Here is a 19,024-nt window from a genome sequence, read left to right as displayed (position 1 = left end):
TGTCGGTGTCAGAAAAAACACCGACAATCCTTTTTTACGGAAAAGAATGGAGGCAACCCATGTCCACCTCATATTTTGTCGCCGCCGACTGGCTGATTGAGCACGGCGACGATCCTGAAGTGCAGATTATTGACGCGCGTATGGCTCCTCCGGGCCAGGAGCATCGTGACGTTCCCGGTGAATACCGCGCAGGGCACCTGCCGGGCGCGGTATTTTTTGATATCGAAGCCCTCTCCGATCACACCTCCCCTCTGCCGCACATGCTACCGCGCCCGGAAGCCTTCTCCGTGGCGATGCGCGAGCTGGGCATCAGCAAAGACAAACACCTCGTTGTTTATGATGAAGGTAACCTCTTCTCTGCACCGCGCGCGTGGTGGATGCTGAAAAACTTCGGCGTCGAGAAGGTCTCGATTCTGGCGGGGGGTCTGGCTGGCTGGAAGCGCGACGAACTGCCGCTGCAGCAGGGGGACGTGACGCTGCCGGAGGGGGATTTTGACGCGACGTTTGACGCAAATGTGGTGAAACGCCTGACCGACGTGCTGGTCGTCAGCCATGAAAACACTGCCCAAATCGTCGATGCCCGCCCAGCCCCGCGTTTTAACGCTGAAGCGGATGAACCACGTCCAGGACTGAAGCGTGGTCATATTCCGGGGGCGTTGAACGTGCCGTGGGGCGATCTGGTGTTTGAGGGCGAGCTGAAAACCACCGATGAGCTACGCGCGATTTTTGATCGTCAGGGCGTGGATTTACACCGTCCGATTATTGCCAGCTGCGGTTCCGGCGTAACGGCCTGCGTGGTGATCCTGGCGCTCGCCACGCTCGGCGTAAACGATGTCACGCTGTACGACGGCGCCTGGAGTGAGTGGGGTGCGCGGGACGATCTGCCGGTTGAACCCGCGAAATAATGGATAACCGCCTGGCCACGCTGTTAACGCGCGGGGAATCGCTGACCCGCGCAGAGTATCGCGTACTCGCCCACCTCACGGAGCATCCGCTGCTGGTGGGTAACATCACGGTGCGGGAACTGGCGCAGGCGACATTTGTCTCTACCGCGACGATTATGCGGCTGTGTCAGAAGCTGGGGTTCAGCGGGTTTAGCGAGTTTATCTGGCACTGCAAACAGCTCCTCACCGACACGCCGCATATTACGAAGCAAGGAAACGCCCTTCCGCAGTTGCCTGCGCTGTTCAGCCAGTTTATTGCCAACTATCAGCAGACATTCCAGTGGGTGACCGATGAGAAGCGTCTGCAGTTTGCCGACCTGCTGCGTCACAAAGAGAGCTTCTTTCTCTACGGTGCCGGGTTTTCCTATCTGTTTGCCGAATACCTGACCAAAAAACTGCAGGTGCTGGGGAAAACGGCGTTTATCTCCGGGCCGGGTGACAGCCGGAACATCTTCCTCAGCAACGCCGCCCGTTATCAGGTATTTATTGCCGTCTCGCGCAGCGGCGAAACAGAGCAGGTGCTGGATAAAGCGCGGATCGCCAAAAACGTCGGGATGACGATTGTCGCGTTTACCCGCGCCTCGGCCAATACGCTGGCGGGTATGGCAGACGTGCACTTCGCTCTCTATGACGAGGCGGTGCATTACGCCGCGGAAGCCGCAGGGGTGACGTCGTTTGAATCGAATCTGGTACTGCTGATGGATTTACTGCTGCTGGAAGCAACGGGGTGACAGTCACCCCGCTGTAATCAGATGATGCGGTTGGTTTTGAGATCGCGCAGGAAGCCGCCCCAGCGACGCTCATAGAACGGTGTGATGTGCTCGGTAATAAAGTGGCTGATGCCCTTCTCACCATTCTTCACCTGGCAGATATCAATTGGCTCATCGCCCGGCAACGTATCGGTGGCCACGCTGCCCGCCGCCTGGATGATCTCGTCGATATCGCTGTCAGCTTCAATACCAATCAACAGTACCGGCTGTTCATCCGCTTGCTCTTTAATCGAACAGAGGAACGCGCGTCTTACCGGCTTCAGGGTTTTGAACAACGTGGTCAGGGAATCGATCATCTGCGCTGGCGGTTCGGCCACTTCAGAGAGCAGCAGCGTTTCGCCCCCTTCCAGCACTTCCTGGGTGCTGAGCGGGTTACCCTCTTCACCAATCAGATGGCTGATTTCACGCGGCGTGAACTCTTTCCCGGTCGGCAGTTTCGCGTTAAGGAACAGGGTCTGGCCCAGCGTCATTTCAAACAGCGTGCGCACCGGCATCACCACGAACGCCTGTTCGTCTTCAACGGCTTTCTGCAGTGCTTCCAGCGAGGTAAAGAACGGGATGACTGAGGTACCGTCGTCTTTCTCCCAGTGCAGCAGATCCAGCGCGCTATCTTCAACAACCTGCTCACCTTCCGCCGCGGTGCCCGGCACCCAGACGGTGGATTCCAGCAGCGTGCGGAAAAATGCCGGACGGTGGGCGGGCTCGGTCGCCGCCTGTTCCAGCAGGGTTTCTAATTCGTTTTTGGTTTCTGACATAACAATTCCAGATCTCGAATTTCCCCCTCACCCCGGCCCTCTCCCTCAAGGGAGAGGGAGCAAACCAACCCTCTCCCCGTGGGAGAGGGTTAGGGTTAGGGTGAGGGCAAAAAGCATTACTCAGCCGTCAGCAGGTTCGCCACGGTACGCACGCCCAGGCCGGTCGCGCCCGCAGACCACTGCTCAACCGCCGCTTTACGGTAGGTTGCGGAGCAGTCGATATGCAGCCAGCCTTCGTGATAGTTCTCAACGAAGTGGGACAGGAAGCCTGCTGCAGTGCTGGCACCCGCCGGGTACGCCGCGCTTGCGGTGTTATTCAGTTCGGCAAAGTTAGACGGCAGCTGGCTGCGGTGGAACTCTGCCAGCGGCAGACGCCAGAACGGTTCGTTTTCTGCCGCAGCGCTTGCCAGCAGGCGGGCCGCCAGCTTGTCGTCAAAGCTGAACAGCGCATGGTAGTCGTTACCCAGCGCCGTTTTTGCCGCGCCGGTCAGGGTGGCCATATCGATAATCAACTCTGGCTTCTGGGCAGAAGCATCGATCAGACCATCGGCCAGCACCAGACGGCCTTCGGCATCGGTATTCATCACTTCAACATTTTTGCCGTTGCGATAGCGAATGATGTCGCCCAGCTTGAAGGCATTACCACTAACCATGTTGTCAGCGCAGCACAGGTACAGCTTCACGCGTTTTTTCAGGCCACGGGTAATTGCAAACGCCAGCGCACCGGTGATGGTTGCCGCCCCGCCCATGTCGGATTTCATGGAGTCCATGAACGCGCTCTGCTTCAGGCTGTAGCCACCGGTGTCGAAGGTGATACCTTTCCCGACCAGGCAGGCAAACACTGGCGCGTCTTTATCGCCGGTTGGGTTGTAGTCCAGCGCCAGCAGCACCGGAGGACGCTCAGAGCCACGACCCACGGTGTGAATGCCCATGTAGTTCTGCTCGCGCAGGTCTTCACCTTTGGTGATGCGGTAAGACATGTTGTCGCCAGCCACGCCGCACAACAGGTCAACGGCGCGCTGTGCCAGCTGTTCCGGCCCCAGCTCTTCCGCCGGCGCGTTGATGGTGTCACGCACCCAGTCGATAATGGTCAGGCGGCTTTCCAGCTCTTTTTGACCGGCTTCATCAAGGTTGGCCCACTCAATTTTGCGGGTGCCTTTCGGCCCTTTATAACCAGCCCAGTACGCCCAGCTGCGGTCGGTGTCCCAGCCCTCGCCTGCCAGAGAGACATGCTTAATGCCGAGCCCATCAATTTTGCGCGCGGCGCGCTGGATCAGACCCAGATCGTCGTTGCCCGTCAGGTGCAGGGTAATACCGTCGTTGTTGATACTGTAAGTGGCTTTCTCGCCCCAACGCGCATCGGCGGGTTGCGTAGTGAGCGTAATCTTCATCGCTTCGGTCATTTTATTTATCCTTATTAGCAAACGGGCCGCCTGAAGGCAGCCCGTTACGTGATTTACTCTGCTTCATCTAACCAGACTAACAGAATCGCCTCCAGAATTTTTTCATTGGATGCGTTGGGATCGTCGTCGAAATCCTCTAAATCGCAGATCCACTGATGCATATCGGTGAAGCGTACGGTTTTTGGATCGAGATCCGGGTTAGCGTCGTAGAGCGCTTCGCCGATTTCACGGCTGTCTGTCCACTTCAGTCCCATATCAATGCTCGCGTGCGTGGTTGATGGTGTAACGTGGGAATTCCACGACCAGATCTTCGTCGGTCACCGCCGCCTGACAGCTTAAGCGGCTGTCGGGCTCCAGACCCCATGCTTTATCCAGCATGTCGTCTTCGTCTTCAGTGCTTTCGGCAAGCGAGTCGAAACCTTCACGCACGATGCAGTGGCACGTTGTGCAGGCACAGGATTTTTCACAGGCGTGTTCCACTTCGATACCTGCACGCAGGGCAACATCGAGAATGGTTTCACCGGTCTTCGCTTCCAGAACAGCGCCATCCGGACAGAGGTCCGCATGAGGCAAAATAACAATCTTTGGCATATTAAACCTCGTCCACGGACTGGCCTTTCAGCGCGACGCGGACAGATTTGTCCATGCGGCGAGCAGCAAAGTCCTGGGTTTGTTTATCAACGTTTTTGATGGCTTCTTCTATTGCGTCAGCATCATTGCCCTGGGCGACCACGCTTAAGTGCAAAGCAGCCTCGTCAATCACCTGACGCTCAGCGGCGCTTAACAGCGCGGCATCGGCAGCGAGCGCGCCGTTCAGGCTTTCCAGCACGCGTGCGGCTTCCACTTTTTGTTCGGCCAGCATACGCGCCTTCACATCCTGCTCGGCGTAGCTCATTGAGTCCTGAATCATGGAGGCGATTTCGCCATCGGTCAGGCCGTAGGACGGCTTCACCTGAATGGACGATTCGACACCGGTCGATTTTTCCATCGCCGTGACGCTCAGCAGGCCGTCCGCATCCACCTGGAAGGTGACGCGAATATGCGCCCCCCCCGCAGGCAGCGCCGGAATGCCCCGCAGCGCAAAGCGCGCCAGAGAACGGCAGTCCTGCACCAGTTCGCGTTCGCCCTGCATCACGTGGATGGACATCGCGGTCTGGCCGTCTTTGAAGGTGGTAAACTCCTGCGCACGTGCCACCGGAATGGTGGTGTTGCGCGGAATGACTTTCTCCACCAGGCCGCCCATGGTCTCTAAACCCAGCGAAAGCGGGATAACGTCCAGCAGCAGCATTTCACTGTCCGGCTTGTTGCCGACCAGAATATCGGCCTGGATTGCGGCCCCCACGGCAACCACTTTGTCCGGGTCAATGGAGGTCAGCGGCGTGCGGCCAAAGAATTCGCCCACGCGCTCGCGCACCAGCGGCACGCGGGTCGAACCGCCCACCATGACCACTTCCAGCACCTCGTTCGCCTCAACACCGGCATCTTTCAGCGCACGACGGCAGGCTAACAGCGTACGTTTCACCAGGGGGGCGATCAGATCGTTAAACTGTTTACGGGCGATTTCACCCTGCCAGCCCGCCACGTTCACACTGACTGACTCAGCATCGCTTAGCGCAATTTTGGCCTCGATAGCCGCATCCAGTAGTTCACGCTGTATGCGCGCATCGCTGCGATCGCTGATGCCCGCCTGCTCGCGGATGTAATCCGCCAGCAGATGGTCGAAGTCATCGCCGCCCAGCGCGGAATCCCCGCCGGTCGCCAGCACTTCAAACACCCCGCGGCTTAAGCGCAGGATCGAGATATCAAAGGTACCGCCGCCAAGATCGTAAACTGCAATGACCCCTTCCTGACCGGAGTCGAGGCCGTAGGCAATCGCTGCCGCCGTCGGTTCGTTCAGCAGTCGCAGCACGTGCAGGCCCGCCAGACGCGCGGCGTCTTTGGTGCCCTGACGCTGTGCGTCGTCAAAATAGGCCGGAACGGTAATGACTACGCCGTCCAGATCGCCACCGAGCGTGGCGGTCGCACGCGCCGCCAGCGCTTTGAGGATGTCGGAGGAAACACGAATCGGGTTCAGCAGACCGGCCGCAGTCGCAATCATCGGCAGGCCGTTTTCACTGGCCTGCAGCTGATACGGCAGATGCGGGTAGCGGGTCTGAATATCGGCCAGCGAGCGGCCCATCATCCGCTTAACGGAGCTGATGGTATTCGCCGGATCGCGCGCGGCGTTAGCGCGGGCATCAAAGCCCACCGCGTGGCCCTGCTGCTGGTAGTGGACCACGGAAGGCAGCAGATGGCGGCCCTGCTCGTCAGCCAGCGTCTCCGCCTGGCCGCTACGCACGGTCGCCACGAGGGAATTGGTGGTGCCCAGGTCAATACCCACCGCCAGACGGCGCTGGTGCGGTGCGGCACTTAAGCCAGGCTCACTAATTTGTAATAAGGCCATAATTGCTTCCGAAATTAAAAATCGAGCAGCTTTTCTTCGAGTTGTTCAGCACTGCTTCGCAGTTTATCGAGAAAACGGAGTTTGCGCACAGTGTCTGCCGCCACGTCCCAGGTCTCGTTGTTCAGTTGCTCCACCATCTGCTGATGGCGGGTATCGAACATGCCCTTCACGCGCGTGATGAAACTTTCCAGACGCGCTTCGTCTTTGGCCTGTTCAATCTCATCCAGCTCTTCGCGAAGCGTAAGCTGTTCCATCAGAAACGCCGTGTCGCGTACGGTGTGCTGTTCGCTCGCCAGATCAAAGCCGTGGAGCGAAAGCAGATATTCTGCACGCGCCAGCGGATGGCGCAGCGTCTGCCAGGCCTGGTTAATGGTCGCGGATTGCGACACCGCAGCCAGTTGTTCTGCCTGAGTACCGCTGGCGAATTTGTCCGGATGATACTGACGCTGCAGGTCCTGAAAACGGATCGTCAGCGCCTGGAGATCAATCGGGTATTGAGCGGGTAAACCGAAGAGAGTGAAGTAATCCATAACAATCTCAGGGGTAGCCTGTTAGAAGAAACCCCACGCGCAGCAGATAAAGCCACGGTGGGGTTTCGGATGACGCGCGATTAAACGTGGAAGCTTTCGCCGCAACCACACTCGTCTTTGACGTTCGGGTTCGTGAATTTGAACCCTTCGTTCAGGCCTTCTTTTACAAAGTCCAGCTGAGTGCCGTTGAGGAATTGCAGGCTTTTGCCATCGACCACCACCTTCACGCCCTTGTCTTCAAACACAGTGTCATCAGACGCTGGTTCGTCAACAAACTCCAGTACGTAAGCCATACCAGAACAGCCGGAGGTACGTACGCCCAGTCGCAGGCCAAAGCCTTTACCACGGTTCGCCAGAAAAGAGCTTACTCGCGCGGCAGCGCTGTCGCTAAGGGTAATCGACATACTCAAACCTCAATTATTTTGCTTCACGTTTGCTTTTGTAATCCGCAATGGCGGCTTTGATCGCGTCTTCTGCCAGAATAGAACAGTGAATTTTCACCGGTGGCAGTTCGAGTTCTTCAGCAATATCCGTGTTCTTGATTGCCTGTGCTTCGTCCAGAGACTTGCCCTTCACCCACTCGGTGACCAGGGAGCTGGACGCAATAGCAGAACCGCAGCCGTAGGTCTTGAAGCGCGCGTCTTCAATGATACCTTCATTGTTGACTTTAATCTGCAACTTCATCACGTCGCCACAGGCTGGCGCGCCAACCATACCGCTACCTACGCTCTCGTCGCTGTTGTCAAAAGAGCCAACGTTGCGCGGGTTCTCGTAATGATCGATAACTTTTTCGCTGTATGCCATGATTGAATTCTCCTTATGTACCGATTAGTGATGTGACCATTCAATGCTGTTCAGATCCACGCCCTGCTTGAACATTTCCCACAGTGGAGAAAGGTCACGCAGACGGCCGATGGAGTTGCGAACCAGCTTGATGGTGTAGTCAATCTCTTCTTCGGTAGTGAAACGACCTAAAGAGAAACGGATAGAGCTGTGTGCCAGCTCGTCAGTCATACCCAGCGCGCGCAGCACGTAGGATGGCTCCAGGCTTGCAGAGGTACAGGCAGAACCGGAAGAGACCGCCAGGTCTTTCAGCGCCATGATCAGCGATTCGCCTTCAACATAGTTGAAGCTCACGTTGAGGATGTTGGGTGCGCCCTGCTCGAGATCGCCGTTCAGATACACTTCTTCCATATCTTTCACGCCGTCCCACAGACGGTTACGGAGCGTGCGCAGGCGCGCCATCTCGGTTTCCATCTCTTCTTTCGCAATGCGGTAAGCTTCGCCCATGCCCACGATCTGGTGAACAGGCAGCGTACCGGAACGCATGCCGCGCTCGTGTCCGCCACCGTGCATCTGCGCTTCAATGCGGATACGTGGTTTACGACGAACGTACAGCGCGCCGATGCCTTTCGGGCCATAGATTTTGTGGCCGGAGAAGGACATCAGGTCGACTTTCAGCTGGCTCAGGTCGATAGGCAGTTTGCCCACGCTCTGGGTCGCATCCACGTGATAGATGATGCCGCGCGCACGGCACATTTCGCCAATGGTCGCGATATCCTGCACCACGCCGATTTCGTTGTTAACGTGCATGATGGAAACCAGAATGGTGTCATCACGCATGGCCGCTTCGAGCTCTTTCAGGTCGATGATCCCGTTGCTCTGTGGCGCCAGGTAAGTGACTTCAAAGCCTTCACGCTCGAGCTGACGGCAGGTGTCCAGCACGGCTTTATGTTCGGTTTTGCTGGTGATGATGTGCTTGCCTTTTTTCTGATAAAAGTTGGCTGCACCTTTGATCGCCAGGTTGTCGGATTCGGTCGCACCGGAGGTGAACACAATCTCACGCGGGTCGGCACCCACCAGGTCAGCAATCTGATTACGGGCGATATCCACCGCCTCTTCAGCATGCCAGCCAAAACGGTGTGAACGGGAAGCTGGGTTACCAAAGTTTCCGTCCAGGGTCAGACACTGCATCATTTTCTCGGCAACACGCGGGTCCACCGGCGTGGTTGCGGAGTAGTCGAGATAAATCGGTAATTTCATTGCTCTATAAACTCCGTACATCGCTTCAATGCAAGGAATCAGGCAACCGGCTGGATGTACGACCGAGTACACGGGGCAGCTTCGCCCCGGCCTGATTCTGAAATACTTATCTTTTTATTACGCGCGTAATTTAACGTCGATAGCGTCCTGCGCGCGGGTGCTGCGTTGAGATTCCTGGCTGTGCTGACGGCCCGATACATCCAGAACTTCCTGGTTATTCACCAGTTCACCGAGGGTGATGTTGTTCAGGAAGCCGGTCAGGCGGTCGCTCAGATCGCGCCACAGCGCGTGGGTCAGGCACTTATCGCCGCCCTGGCAGCCACCTTTACCCTGGCAACGGGTCGCGTCAACGGATTCGTCAACCGCACTAATGACTTCGCCAACCGCAATACTGCCCGCGTCTTTACCCAGCAGATAACCGCCGCCTGGGCCACGAACGCTGGAAACCAGTCCATTTTTACGCAGTCTGGAGAACAGCTGTTCAAGATAAGAGAGGGAGATCCCTTGTCGTTCAGAAATATCAGCCAACGGAACCGGGCCCGCTTCGGAGTTGAGCGCAACGTCCAGCATCGCGGTTACGGCATAACGCCCTTTAGATGTCAGTCTCATGTCTTACTTAACCTCAAACTCGCCCCTGCCCGGGGTTTTTTATAGTAAAATGGGGTATTGCATAGCAGGGCCAAGTCTGACATTCCTGACTAAATTGGTCAACTATTTACTTGACTGTTTTAGTCAGGTATTTAACGTTCCGTGCCTTCATAATATAGGTGCGGCCTGATGCCCTCACCCCAGCCCTCTCCCACGGGGAGAGGGGGAAATCAACACTACTCTTTATTCTTCTGCTCAATCGACGCCAGAATCCCACGCAGGATGTTCAGCTCCTGGCTTTCCGGGCGCGCACGGGTGAACAGACGACGCAGCTTATTCATTACCTGGCCCGGATGCCCTTCACGGATAAAGCCGGTAGAGAGCAGGGTCTGCTCCAGGTGACCATAGAAGCGCTCCAGATCGTCAACCAGGGGATAGGCGGTCTCTTCTTTCGGTTCTACCTGCTGCTCCTGCGTCGCCAGCCAGGCCATCCGCACTTCGTAGGCAATGACCTGTACCGCCATCGCCAGGTTCAGGGAGCTGTATTCCGGATTCGCCGCTATCGCGACGTGGTAATGGCATTTCTGCAGCTCGTCGTTAGTCAGCCCGACGCGCTCACGCCCAAAGACCAGCGCCACCGGCGCCTGCTCCGCTTCCGACACGCTTTTCAGACCGCATTCGCGCGGATCCAGCATTGGCCACGGCAGCGTACGCGAACGCGCGCTGGTACCGACGACCAGGCTGCAACCCGCCAGCGCTTCGTCCAGGGTATCAACAATTTGCGCGTTGCCAATTACGTCACTGGCACCGGCGGCCAGTGCGATGGCCTGAGAGTCCGGTTTCACCAGCGGGTTAACCAGCCACAGATTCGTTAAGCCCATGGTTTTCATAGCGCGGGCAACGGAGCCCATATTGCCGGTATGCGATGTTTCGACCAGCACGATTCGAATGTTTTGCAGCATAGTTTTGGATGTCTGAATTCAGTGTCTAAAGAATATTCGGGCATATTATCATAAACGAGAGACATATTCCGATCCCGCTGCTATACTCTGCGCCGATTTTCCTGTTCTTTAACATCCAGTGAGAGAGACCGATGCATCCGATGCTGACCATCGCCGTGCGCGCAGCGCGCAAGGCGGGTAATGTAATTGCCAAACACTACGAAACGCCAGACTCCGTAGAAACCAGCCAGAAAGGCAGCAATGATTTCGTGACTAACGTCGATAAAGCCGCAGAAGCGATTATTATCGAAACGATCCGCAAATCTTACCCACAGCACACCATCATCACCGAAGAAAGCGGTGAACATGAAGGTACCGATCAGGATGTTCAATGGGTTATCGATCCACTGGATGGCACCACCAACTTCGTCAAACGCCTGCCACACTTCTCTGTGTCTATCGCAGTACGCATTAAAGGCCGTACTGAAGTCGCCGTTGTTTATGATCCAATGCGTAACGAACTGTTCACCGCTACCCGCGGTCAGGGCGCGCAGCTGAACGGCTACCGTCTGCGCTGCAGCAACGCTCGCGATCTGGACGGCACCATTCTGGCGACCGGCTTCCCGTTCAAGGCGAAACAGCACGCGACCACGTATATGAATATCCTCGGCAAACTGTTCACCGAATGCGCGGACTTCCGCCGCACCGGTTCTGCCGCGCTGGATCTGGCCTACGTGGCGACCGGTCGCGTTGACGGTTACTTCGAACTGGCGCTGAAGCCGTGGGACTTTGCTGCGGGCGAGCTGATCGCGCGTGAAGCAGGCGCACTGGTATGCGATTTCACCGGCGGTCACAACTATATGTCTACCGGCAACATCGTTGCAGGTAACCCACGCGTTGTTAAAGCCATGCTGGCAAACATGCGTGATGAACTGAGCGATGCGCTGAAGCGTTAATCCCGGTAATTCCCTCTCCCTGTGGGAGAGGGTCAGGGTGAGGGCATCAGACCACACCCTACTAAAACGGCCGCAATCCCCTTCCCACCGGCACCGCGCTCATCCACATCGTCACCGCCGCCACCAGCAGAATCACCCCGCCCGCCAGCGCGAGCGTAGTCCACCCTACCTGACGCCACAGCACCGGCGTTTTATTGCCGCTGAGTTTAACCGCCAGCTGACGGAAGCTGTGTACCAGCAGCGCTAAAGACGAAATGGTGAGAGACGTTCCTGCCGCCATCGCCAGCGCGGACAGCATTCCCCAGCCAAACACGCCGATTACCTTACTGAACAGCAGCACCATGATCGCCCCCGAGCACGGGCGCATACCCATCGAGAGAACAATCATCAGCCGCGCGCGCCAGTCGTCGCCGTTCTGTAATTGTTCCTGCGTGGGCAGATGCTGATGCCCGCATCCGCAGTTTTCATCATGAACGTGGTGCGGCGTAAAGGTCTTGAATTTCGGCTTTTGCAGCAGCACGCGCAGCTTTTTGAGCGCCCGCCAGCAGAGGATCAGCCCCAGCACGCCCACCAGCGCATAGCTCCCTTTTTCAAGCCAGAAGCTGCTCATGTGTAGCTGACGGGCAGGCAGCTGTAAGAGTGAAAGGACTATCACGACGAGCGCAATCGCCACGCCGCCCTGCAGCAGCGAGGAGGCCAGCGTCAGGCCAATGCTCGATCTCAACTTCGACGGATGGGTAGCAAGCCAGGTGGTGATGACGATTTTGCCGTGCCCCGGCCCCAGCGCGTGCAGAACACCATAGATAAAGCTAAACGCCAGCAGGGAACCGCCCGCTTTTGTCGGGTTCTCCGCCACCGCCTTCAGCAGCCCGCTCATCTGTTGATTGACTTCACGCTGCCAGATGATGCTTTTCATCATCACCTGCGGCCAGGCCTGCCATAACCACAGCGCGCCGCACACGGCCAGCAATAAAAAGAGCGCCAGCGGCCAGAGATGAAGCCAGCGACGTGGTTTGCGGGCGGGAGACGCGATCACTGACATTGTAATGTCACCTGCTGTGCAAACTGTTTACCCAGTTCCATATCTTCGGGTGGTGCATCCTCTTTATCCAGAGAGACGGCAAAGTTGAGCGTCTCTTCGCTGGGTTTTGGCGTATGAACAGCGAGTTTGCAGGTTTTTTGCAGGGTGGTCGGTAGCGTCACGTCACTCTCCTTCGCATAACTCATATCGACATAATAGGTGGGGTCGAAAGTGGAAAAGGTGTAGGTCTGCCCTGCCAGCGGCTGAGGATGCGCCAGCGGAAGAACAAACGTCAGCACCGCCTGATGGCCCTCACGCGACATGCCATACTCCGTCGGGCGATTCATAAACTTCACCTTTTGCCCGTTATGCCAGAACTCGGTGAAGTAGTGCTGTCCCAGCACGTTGGCCATGACCTCCGCCGCCAGCTTTTTCCAGATCTCATCGCCTGGCTTTGCATTTCCCGCGTCATACAGGAGATCGGCCGAGGTGATTTCATCCATCGTCCAGCGCATTTTCAGGCCGCTCAACTGGGTTCCGTCAGTCACCAGCTCGGTTTTGAGACTGATAAAACTGTGAGGATGCGCGCCAGCGGTGAAAGTGATAACCGCCAAAAATAACGCCATCGCGCTGTGTTTAACTGTTTGCATCAATTCCTCACGTCAAAAATTCTGTGATGTTCGCCAGCAATCCTGAGTGAAAGGCCTGCCGGTACGCTTTTCAGCGTCGATCCTTTAGCTATTCTTACCAGACATTCACACTGGATACCCAACAGATGATGACAACGCTTGAAATTCCATCTGTGCTTTCCAGTTCGCAGCGCCGCTGCCAGGTGCTTTTGATGCTTTACCTGCCCGATGCTGCCGTCACCGCACAGAGCATAATCGCTGCCAACGGCGTGGACGACGCCATGGCACGGCAAGATATAGCCGAGACGCGCGATGAAATCCAGCGCTATCACCGGCTGGACATCGTCACGCACCATGACGGCAGCTACCGGATTGAAGGTTCGGTCCTGAATCAGCGTTTATGTTTGCTGCACTGGTTGCGCAGGGCGCTCCGCCTGTGCCCGCAGTTTGTTTCGCATCAGTTTACCCCGGCGCTTAAAACCGCGCTTAAACAGCAGGGCATTGCGCGTCCGCTTTATGACGATACCAATCTGCGGGCGTTGATCAGCTTCTGTTCGCGGAAGCTACAGCGCCCCTTTGACTGCCGCGACGTGCAGTTTTTACAGCTCTTCTTGCAGTATTGTCTGATCCAGCATCATCTGGGCAATACGCCGCAGTTTTCCCCTGTTCAACGCAACTGGACGCAGTCGCGAGGGGAATACTTCACGGCGCAGGAAATCGTGCGTCACTGGAAACGCCGCGTGCCGCAGGGGACCCACAGCGACGAACAACTGTTCCTCGCGCTGCTGTTTATGATGCTGCGTACGCCCGATCCGGTGCTCGATAGACATCAGCAGGATCAACGTCTGCGCCGGGCCATTGTGCGCATGATTGCCCGTTTTCGGGCACAGACGGGGATGAACTTCAGTGATGAACAAGGGCTGACCGATCAGCTGTATATTCATCTGGCGCAGGCGCTGGATCGTTCGCTGTTTGAAATCGGCATCGACAATAGTCTGCCTGAAGAGATTCACCGCCTTTATCCCCGCCTGTTACGTACCACCAAAGAGGCGCTGTTTGAGCTGGAAGCGGAGTTTGGTCTGCGTTTTTCCGATGAAGAGATGAGTCTGGTGGCGGTGATTTTTGGTGCCTGGCTGATGCAGGAGTCCGATCTGCATGAAAAACAGGTGGTGTTGCTAACCGGAGAGGATAAATCCTGTGAGGAGGTGATTGAACAGCAGCTGCGCGAGTTAACACTGCTGCCACTCAATGTTCGCTATCTGACGCTGCAGGCTTTTCAGAAAGAGGGAGCCCCGCGCGAAGCGGCGCTGGTCATTACCCCTTATCCTACCGCCCTGCCCCTGTTCTCGCCACCGCTGATCCACGCCGTTGAATCGCTGAATGCGCAGCAGCAAGAACATATTCGCGCCATGCTGGAATCATAGTCAGGCGCGCGCGGTCACTTTCGGGCGAATGAACATCGCCGGCAGCGCGACCAGTGCCATTACCCAGAAGACGCCGTGCCCCAGATGCTGGTACAGGAAGCCCGCAAAGACCGTCATTACGGCAATGCTGCCGCCCATCGCCACCGCGGAATAGACCGCCTGCAAGCGGATCACATCCCCGCCTTCACGCGCAGCGATATAGCGCATGGCCGCCAGATGGCACACGGTAAAGGTGCCGCAGTGCAGAATTTGCGCCACAATCAGCCAGGGCAGTTCGGTCGTCCAGCCCATAATGCCCCACCGCGCCACGCCACACACGGCGGAGAGCAGCAGCAGATCCCGCGCGCCGAAGCGGCGGAACAGTTTCTTGCTGAGCGCAAAGATAATCACCTCTGCTACCACGCCAAGTGACCACAAATAGCCGACGGCGGAAGCTGAATATCCCGCGCCCTGCCAGTAGATGGCACTAAAGCCATAATAGGCCGCGTGCGCCCCCTGGAGCAGGCAGACACAGGCGAGAAAACGCCAGCTTTGCGCCACCAGGCTTCGCCAGGCGGGCCAGCCTGCGCTTTCCTGATGACGGCTTTCGCCTTGCGGCATCACCGATGGTCGCAGCAGCATGCCCAGCAGCATGGAGGCGATCCCGATACTCAGCAGAGCCAGGATTGCGCGGTAATCGTAAAGGCTGACCAGTTTACCCACCAGCGCAGAGCCAATCACAAACGCAATGGAGCCCCACAGGCGCACGCGGCCGTAGTCCATGGTGATCTGTTTTTGCCAGGTGTTTGCCAGGGCGTCCGTCAGGGGAACCAGCGGAGAGAAGAACAGGTTAAAGCCAACCATCACCACCATCAGCCAGGCAAACTGATGGCTGACCCAGAAGCAGGCCACAAAGACCAGCGTTAACAGGGCCAGTATACGCACCGCCTTGATCAGTAAGGAGGGATCGCTGACGCGCGGTGCAATCAGCAGGCTGCCAAGGAAACGCGCCACCAGCCCCGCTCCCAGCAGGACACCGATGGTCTCCGGAGTAAGGCCAATCCCCTTGAGCCAGACGCTCCAGAAAGGCAGAAAAATACCGTAGCTAAAGAAATAGGTGAAATAGCTGAGCGCCAGCCAGCGCGTGGAATGCAAGACCATGAATCCCTCCCGAAATGGAGGCCATAGTCTGGCGAGAATATAAAAATTAAGCAAGTAGATAGCCTGCTATAAATTAACGAAAAATTAACATTACATGCAGTCGTCTGGCTTATGGCAGGGAATGAAAATGTGTATTACGTTTAAATTACTCCACTTGCAGAGGTTTTCTGCCATGAACTCACTTCGCTATTTCGATTTCGGTCAGTCACGCCACCTGTTGTTGTTGATTGCCCGCATCGCACTTGTCGTGCTCTTTATTATCTTTGGCTATCCAAAACTGACGGGATTTAGCGGCACCGTGCAATATATGACATCCCTTGGCACACCAATGCCCATGCTGGCGGCCATTATTGCGGTGGTGATGGAAGTCCCTGCCGCGATCCTGATCGTGCTGGGCTTTTTCACCCGCCCTCTCGCCATACTGTTTGTTTTCTACACGCTGGGCACGGCGATTATTGGTCACCATTACTGGGATATGACCGGTGACGCGGTTGTGCCAAATATGATTAATTTCTACAAGAACGTCAGTATTGCTGGTGCATTTATTCTGCTGGCGATTGTGGGACCGGGAGCAATATCCCTCGACCGACGTTAAGCCATAAAAAAAGGCCGCAAGCGCGGCCTTTTTTATTTCTGCAAAGCAGAAGAATTATGCGTATACCGGGAAGCGTGCGCAGATATCCAGAACTTTACCTTTAACGCGCTCGATAACCGCTTCGTCATTGATGTTGTCCAGAACGTCACACATCCAGCCAGCCAGCTCTTTCACTTCCGCTTCTTTAAAACCGCGGCGAGTGACAGCCGGAGAACCGATACGGATGCCGGAGGTCACGAACGGGCTCTTCGGATCGTTTGGTACGCTGTTTTTGTTCACGGTGATGTTGGCACGGCCCAGGGCAGCGTCAGCTTCTTTACCGGTCAGGTTTTTATCAACCAGATCCAGCAGGAACAGGTGGTTTTCAGTGCCGCCAGACACCACTTTGTAACCACGATTCAGGAACACTTCCACCATTGCTTTGGCGTTTTTGGCAACCTGCTGCTGGTACACCTTGAACTCTGGCTCCATCGCTTCTTTCAGCGCGACGGCTTTTGCCGCGATAACGTGCATCAGTGGGCCGCCCTGTGCGCTTGGGAACACAGCGGAGTTCAGTTTTTTGTACAGCTCTTCATCACCGCCTTTCGCCAGGATCAGGCCACCGCGTGGACCCGCCAGGGTTTTATGGGTGGTGGTGGTCACAACGTGCGCATGCGGAACCGGGTTCGGGTAAACGCCCGCAGCGATAAGACCGGCAACGTGCGCCATATCCACGAACAGGTAAGCACCGATGCTGTCTGCGATTTCACGCATTTTTGCCCAGTCAACAATACCGGAGTAAGCAGAGAAACCACCGATGATCATCTTCGGCTTGTGCTCTTTAGCCTGCTTAGCCATGTCTTCGTAGTCAATTTTGCCTGACTCATCAATACCGTAAGGAATGATGTTGTACAGTTTGCCAGAGAAGTTTACCGGGGAGCCGTGAGTCAGGTGACCGCCCTGCGCCAGGTTCATACCCAGAACGGTATCGCCCGGCTGCAGCAGCGCGGTGTAGACCGCGAAGTTTGCCTGAGAGCCGGAGTGCGGCTGGACGTTAGCGTAGTCAGCACCAAAGAGTTCTTTCGCACGGTCAATCGCCAGTTGCTCAACGATATCCACGTACTCACAGCCGCCGTAGTAGCGCTTGCCCGGATACCCTTCAGCATATTTGTTGGTCAGCTGAGAACCCTGCGCCTGCATGACGCGCGGGCTGGTGTAGTTCTCGGAGGCGATCAGTTCGATGTGCTCTTCCTGACGTACTTTTTCCTGCTCCATAGCCTGCCACAGTTCGGCATCATAATCGGCAATGTTCATTTCACGCTTTAACATCCGCATCTCCTGACTCAGCTAACAAGTAAATTTTGGCCTGAAAAGGCAGTCCTGTTGGACGACGGGCAACAGTATAACTGAATAGTTCTGTGATAACAGGTCTTGACAAACGATTTTACGCAAACGTTTTCCTTCACGCCACGCAAGGGTTTGAGGAATAAAGCCCTCGTCATTTTCAACGGATTTCTTTTCAGGTTTGTGATGCATATATTTCATCTTGCAAAGAACCATTTACATCGCAGGGGTATTTTTATAAGATGCATTTAAAATACATCATTAAGTTCACATCAGAAGGACGCGCTCATGCTCGACGCTCAAACCATCGCTACCGTTAAAGCCACCATTCCCCTGCTGGTGGAGACCGGCCCTAAGCTCACCGCGCATTTCTACGACCGCATGTTCGCGCACAACCCGGAGTTGAAAGAGATTTTCAACATGAGTAACCAGCGTAACGGCGATCAGCGGGAAGCGCTTTTCAATGCCATCGCGGCCTACGCCAGCAACATTGAAAATCTGCCAGCCCTGCTGCCTGCGGTGGAGAAAATCGCGCAGAAGCATACCAGCTTCCAGATCAAACCCGAGCAGTACAAGATTGTGGGCGGTCACCTGCTGGCGACGCTGGACGAGATGTTCAGCCCGGGCCAGGAGGTGCTGGACGCATGGGGCAAAGCTTACGGCGTGCTGGCAAACGTCTTTATCAACCGTGAAGCGCAGATCTACAGCGAAAACGCCAGCAAGAACGGTGGCTGGGAAGGGACCCGCGCCTTCCGCATTGTTGAGAAAACGCCGCGTAGCGCGCTGATTACCAGCTTTGAGTTCGAGCCGGTGGATGGTCAACCCGTTGCCGATTATCAGCCGGGGCAGTATCTCGGCGTCTGGCTGAAGCCTGAAGGTTTCCCGCATCAGGAGATCCGCCAGTACTCCCTCACCCGCAAGCCAAACGGTAAGGGCTATCGTATTGCGGTGAAACGCGAGGACGGCGGTCAGGTTTCCAGCTGGCTGCATAACGAAGCCAGCGTGGGCGACGTGGTTCATCTGGCCGCGCCGGCGGGCGATTTCTTTATGGCTGTTGAGGCCAATACGCCGGTCACGCTGATCTCCGCCGGTGTGGGTCAAACGCCAATGCTGGCGATGCTGGACACGCTGGCGAAATCCAGCCACAGCGCGCAGGTTAACTGGTTCCACGCCGCGGAAAACGGGGATGTGCATGCCTTTGCTGACGAAGTGAAAACCCTGGGTGCTACCCTGCCGCGTTTTACCGCACACACCTGGTATCGTCTGCCAACGGATGCCGATCGTGCCGCGGCCCGCTTTGACAGCGAAGGGTTGATGGATTTACGCCAGCATGAAGGTGCGTTCAGCGCGCCGGAGATGCAGTTCTACGTCTGCGGTCCGGTGGCGTTTATGCAGTATGCCGCGAAGCAGCTGGTTGAACTGGGCGTCAATAAAGACAACATCCATTACGAATGTTTTGGACCGCATAAAGTGCTGTAATACAAAAAGCCCCTCGTTCGAGGGGCTTTTTTTGCCGGAT

General features: G+C 56.4%; 21 protein-coding genes. 6 read left to right on the top strand and 15 right to left on the bottom strand.

Annotated features, from left to right (window positions below; all coding sequences use genetic code 11):
- Positions 1-59: 59 nt before the first annotated feature.
- On the top strand, positions 60-905 hold the full coding sequence (gene sseA, locus ACTJJI_RS06985; RefSeq protein ID WP_014832901.1) for a 3-mercaptopyruvate sulfurtransferase: 846 nt from the start codon (positions 60-62) through the stop codon (positions 903-905).
- Positions 905-1,675 carry a MurR/RpiR family transcriptional regulator gene (locus ACTJJI_RS06980; protein ID WP_257256665.1) on the top strand — a complete coding sequence of 257 codons (771 nt, stop codon included), beginning with the start codon at positions 905-907 and terminating at the stop codon, positions 1,673-1,675. The genes sseA and ACTJJI_RS06980 overlap by 1 nt, the downstream gene beginning before the upstream one ends.
- Positions 1,676-1,692: 17 nt before the next feature.
- Here the strand turns inward: ACTJJI_RS06980 and sseB are convergent, their stop codons facing one another.
- The 11 genes from sseB to trmJ form a co-directional block, all read right to left on the bottom strand.
- Positions 1,693-2,469, bottom strand: a complete 777-nt coding sequence (gene sseB / locus ACTJJI_RS06975) for an enhanced serine sensitivity protein SseB (RefSeq protein ID WP_047360363.1) — start codon at positions 2,467-2,469, stop codon at positions 1,693-1,695.
- 116 nt (positions 2,470-2,585) lie between these two features.
- Entirely contained in the window at positions 2,586-3,872 is a 1,287-nt protein-coding gene (gene pepB / locus ACTJJI_RS06970) for an aminopeptidase PepB (RefSeq protein ID WP_063412064.1), read from the bottom strand.
- A 53-nt stretch (positions 3,873-3,925) separates the two neighbouring features.
- A complete protein-coding gene (gene iscX, locus ACTJJI_RS06965; protein WP_003860650.1) occupies positions 3,926-4,126 on the bottom strand; it encodes a Fe-S cluster assembly protein IscX in 201 nt (66 codons plus the stop codon).
- 1 nt (position 4,127) lies between these two features.
- A complete protein-coding gene (fdx, locus tag ACTJJI_RS06960; protein ID WP_003860652.1) occupies positions 4,128-4,463 on the bottom strand; it encodes an ISC system 2Fe-2S type ferredoxin in 336 nt (111 codons plus the stop codon).
- A 1-nt stretch (position 4,464) separates the two neighbouring features.
- On the bottom strand, positions 4,465-6,315 hold the full coding sequence (gene hscA, locus ACTJJI_RS06955) for a Fe-S protein assembly chaperone HscA (RefSeq protein ID WP_440653553.1): 1,851 nt from the start codon (positions 6,313-6,315) through the stop codon (positions 4,465-4,467).
- Between the two features lie 14 nt (positions 6,316-6,329).
- Positions 6,330-6,845, bottom strand: coding sequence for a co-chaperone HscB (gene hscB / locus ACTJJI_RS06950; protein ID WP_163281511.1), 516 nt, complete (start codon positions 6,843-6,845; stop codon positions 6,330-6,332).
- Between the two features lie 80 nt (positions 6,846-6,925).
- Positions 6,926-7,249: an iron-sulfur cluster assembly protein IscA gene (gene iscA, locus ACTJJI_RS06945; protein WP_003860659.1), complete on the bottom strand. Its 324-nt coding sequence runs from the start codon at positions 7,247-7,249 to the stop codon at positions 6,926-6,928.
- Between the two features lie 13 nt (positions 7,250-7,262).
- Positions 7,263-7,649, bottom strand: coding sequence for a Fe-S cluster assembly scaffold IscU (gene iscU / locus ACTJJI_RS06940; RefSeq protein WP_003860661.1), 387 nt, complete (start codon positions 7,647-7,649; stop codon positions 7,263-7,265).
- Between the two features lie 24 nt (positions 7,650-7,673).
- Positions 7,674-8,888, bottom strand: a complete 1,215-nt coding sequence (gene iscS / locus ACTJJI_RS06935) for a cysteine desulfurase (RefSeq protein WP_003860663.1) — start codon at positions 8,886-8,888, stop codon at positions 7,674-7,676.
- Between the two features lie 117 nt (positions 8,889-9,005).
- Entirely contained in the window at positions 9,006-9,497 is a 492-nt protein-coding gene (gene iscR, locus ACTJJI_RS06930) for a Fe-S cluster assembly transcriptional regulator IscR (protein ID WP_013098294.1), read from the bottom strand.
- Positions 9,498-9,712: 215 nt separating this feature from the next.
- Positions 9,713-10,438 carry a tRNA (cytosine(32)/uridine(32)-2'-O)-methyltransferase TrmJ gene (trmJ, locus tag ACTJJI_RS06925; RefSeq protein ID WP_014832906.1) on the bottom strand — a complete coding sequence of 242 codons (726 nt, stop codon included), beginning with the start codon at positions 10,436-10,438 and terminating at the stop codon, positions 9,713-9,715.
- 131 nt (positions 10,439-10,569) lie between these two features.
- On the opposite strand from trmJ, the gene suhB reads away from it, so the two are divergent.
- Positions 10,570-11,373: an inositol-1-monophosphatase gene (gene suhB / locus ACTJJI_RS06920; RefSeq protein WP_013098296.1), complete on the top strand. Its 804-nt coding sequence runs from the start codon at positions 10,570-10,572 to the stop codon at positions 11,371-11,373.
- 61 nt (positions 11,374-11,434) lie between these two features.
- Here the strand turns inward: suhB and ACTJJI_RS06915 are convergent, their stop codons facing one another.
- Positions 11,435-12,415, bottom strand: a complete 981-nt coding sequence (locus tag ACTJJI_RS06915; protein ID WP_050860388.1) for a nickel/cobalt transporter — start codon at positions 12,413-12,415, stop codon at positions 11,435-11,437.
- On the bottom strand, positions 12,406-13,044 hold the full coding sequence (locus tag ACTJJI_RS06910; protein WP_014832908.1) for a DUF1007 family protein: 639 nt from the start codon (positions 13,042-13,044) through the stop codon (positions 12,406-12,408). The genes ACTJJI_RS06915 and ACTJJI_RS06910 overlap by 10 nt, the downstream gene beginning before the upstream one ends.
- A gap of 125 nt (positions 13,045-13,169) precedes the next feature.
- Between ACTJJI_RS06910 and csiE the strand changes: the two genes are divergently transcribed.
- Entirely contained in the window at positions 13,170-14,447 is a 1,278-nt protein-coding gene (gene csiE, locus ACTJJI_RS06905) for a stationary phase inducible protein CsiE (RefSeq protein ID WP_014832909.1), read from the top strand.
- Here csiE and ACTJJI_RS06900 read toward each other — a convergent pair whose 3' ends face one another.
- Positions 14,448-15,587, bottom strand: a complete 1,140-nt coding sequence (locus tag ACTJJI_RS06900; protein ID WP_046888198.1) for a 3-phenylpropionate MFS transporter — start codon at positions 15,585-15,587, stop codon at positions 14,448-14,450.
- Between the two features lie 172 nt (positions 15,588-15,759).
- Between ACTJJI_RS06900 and ACTJJI_RS06895 the strand changes: the two genes are divergently transcribed.
- Positions 15,760-16,182: a DoxX family protein gene (locus ACTJJI_RS06895; RefSeq protein WP_014832911.1), complete on the top strand. Its 423-nt coding sequence runs from the start codon at positions 15,760-15,762 to the stop codon at positions 16,180-16,182.
- 54 nt (positions 16,183-16,236) lie between these two features.
- Here the strand turns inward: ACTJJI_RS06895 and glyA are convergent, their stop codons facing one another.
- Positions 16,237-17,490 carry a serine hydroxymethyltransferase gene (glyA, locus tag ACTJJI_RS06890; protein ID WP_008502165.1) on the bottom strand — a complete coding sequence of 418 codons (1,254 nt, stop codon included), beginning with the start codon at positions 17,488-17,490 and terminating at the stop codon, positions 16,237-16,239.
- Positions 17,491-17,793: 303 nt separating this feature from the next.
- Here glyA and hmpA point away from each other — a divergent pair, with 303 nt between their 5' ends.
- A complete protein-coding gene (gene hmpA / locus ACTJJI_RS06885) occupies positions 17,794-18,984 on the top strand; it encodes an NO-inducible flavohemoprotein (protein WP_050860386.1) in 1,191 nt (396 codons plus the stop codon).
- Positions 18,985-19,024 lie beyond the last annotated feature (40 nt).

This window comes from Enterobacter sp. 22466, from assembly GCF_052044775.1.
In the GTDB taxonomy this organism is placed as follows: Bacteria; Pseudomonadota; Gammaproteobacteria; order Enterobacterales; family Enterobacteriaceae; genus Enterobacter; species Enterobacter dissolvens.
This window is presented reverse-complemented; position numbering and strand designations above follow the sequence as displayed.

Coding starts and splice junctions, on each gene's coding strand:
- sseA (WP_014832901.1), top strand. CDS start 60: ATGTCCACCTCATATTTTGTCGCCGCCGACTGGCTGATTGAGCACGGC.
- ACTJJI_RS06980 (WP_257256665.1), top strand. CDS start 905: ATGGATAACCGCCTGGCCACGCTGTTAACGCGCGGGGAATCGCTGACC.
- sseB (WP_047360363.1), bottom strand. CDS start 2,469: ATGTCAGAAACCAAAAACGAATTAGAAACCCTGCTGGAACAGGCGGCG.
- pepB (WP_063412064.1), bottom strand. CDS start 3,872: ATGACCGAAGCGATGAAGATTACGCTCACTACGCAACCCGCCGATGCG.
- iscX (WP_003860650.1), bottom strand. CDS start 4,126: ATGGGACTGAAGTGGACAGACAGCCGTGAAATCGGCGAAGCGCTCTAC.
- fdx (WP_003860652.1), bottom strand. CDS start 4,463: ATGCCAAAGATTGTTATTTTGCCTCATGCGGACCTCTGTCCGGATGGC.
- hscA (WP_440653553.1), bottom strand. CDS start 6,315: ATGGCCTTATTACAAATTAGTGAGCCTGGCTTAAGTGCCGCACCGCAC.
- hscB (WP_163281511.1), bottom strand. CDS start 6,845: ATGGATTACTTCACTCTCTTCGGTTTACCCGCTCAATACCCGATTGAT.
- iscA (WP_003860659.1), bottom strand. CDS start 7,249: ATGTCGATTACCCTTAGCGACAGCGCTGCCGCGCGAGTAAGCTCTTTT.
- iscU (WP_003860661.1), bottom strand. CDS start 7,649: ATGGCATACAGCGAAAAAGTTATCGATCATTACGAGAACCCGCGCAAC.
- iscS (WP_003860663.1), bottom strand. CDS start 8,888: ATGAAATTACCGATTTATCTCGACTACTCCGCAACCACGCCGGTGGAC.
- iscR (WP_013098294.1), bottom strand. CDS start 9,497: ATGAGACTGACATCTAAAGGGCGTTATGCCGTAACCGCGATGCTGGAC.
- trmJ (WP_014832906.1), bottom strand. CDS start 10,438: ATGCTGCAAAACATTCGAATCGTGCTGGTCGAAACATCGCATACCGGC.
- suhB (WP_013098296.1), top strand. CDS start 10,570: ATGCATCCGATGCTGACCATCGCCGTGCGCGCAGCGCGCAAGGCGGGT.
- ACTJJI_RS06915 (WP_050860388.1), bottom strand. CDS start 12,415: ATGTCAGTGATCGCGTCTCCCGCCCGCAAACCACGTCGCTGGCTTCAT.
- ACTJJI_RS06910 (WP_014832908.1), bottom strand. CDS start 13,044: ATGCAAACAGTTAAACACAGCGCGATGGCGTTATTTTTGGCGGTTATC.
- csiE (WP_014832909.1), top strand. CDS start 13,170: ATGATGACAACGCTTGAAATTCCATCTGTGCTTTCCAGTTCGCAGCGC.
- ACTJJI_RS06900 (WP_046888198.1), bottom strand. CDS start 15,587: ATGGTCTTGCATTCCACGCGCTGGCTGGCGCTCAGCTATTTCACCTAT.
- ACTJJI_RS06895 (WP_014832911.1), top strand. CDS start 15,760: ATGAACTCACTTCGCTATTTCGATTTCGGTCAGTCACGCCACCTGTTG.
- glyA (WP_008502165.1), bottom strand. CDS start 17,490: ATGTTAAAGCGTGAAATGAACATTGCCGATTATGATGCCGAACTGTGG.
- hmpA (WP_050860386.1), top strand. CDS start 17,794: ATGCTCGACGCTCAAACCATCGCTACCGTTAAAGCCACCATTCCCCTG.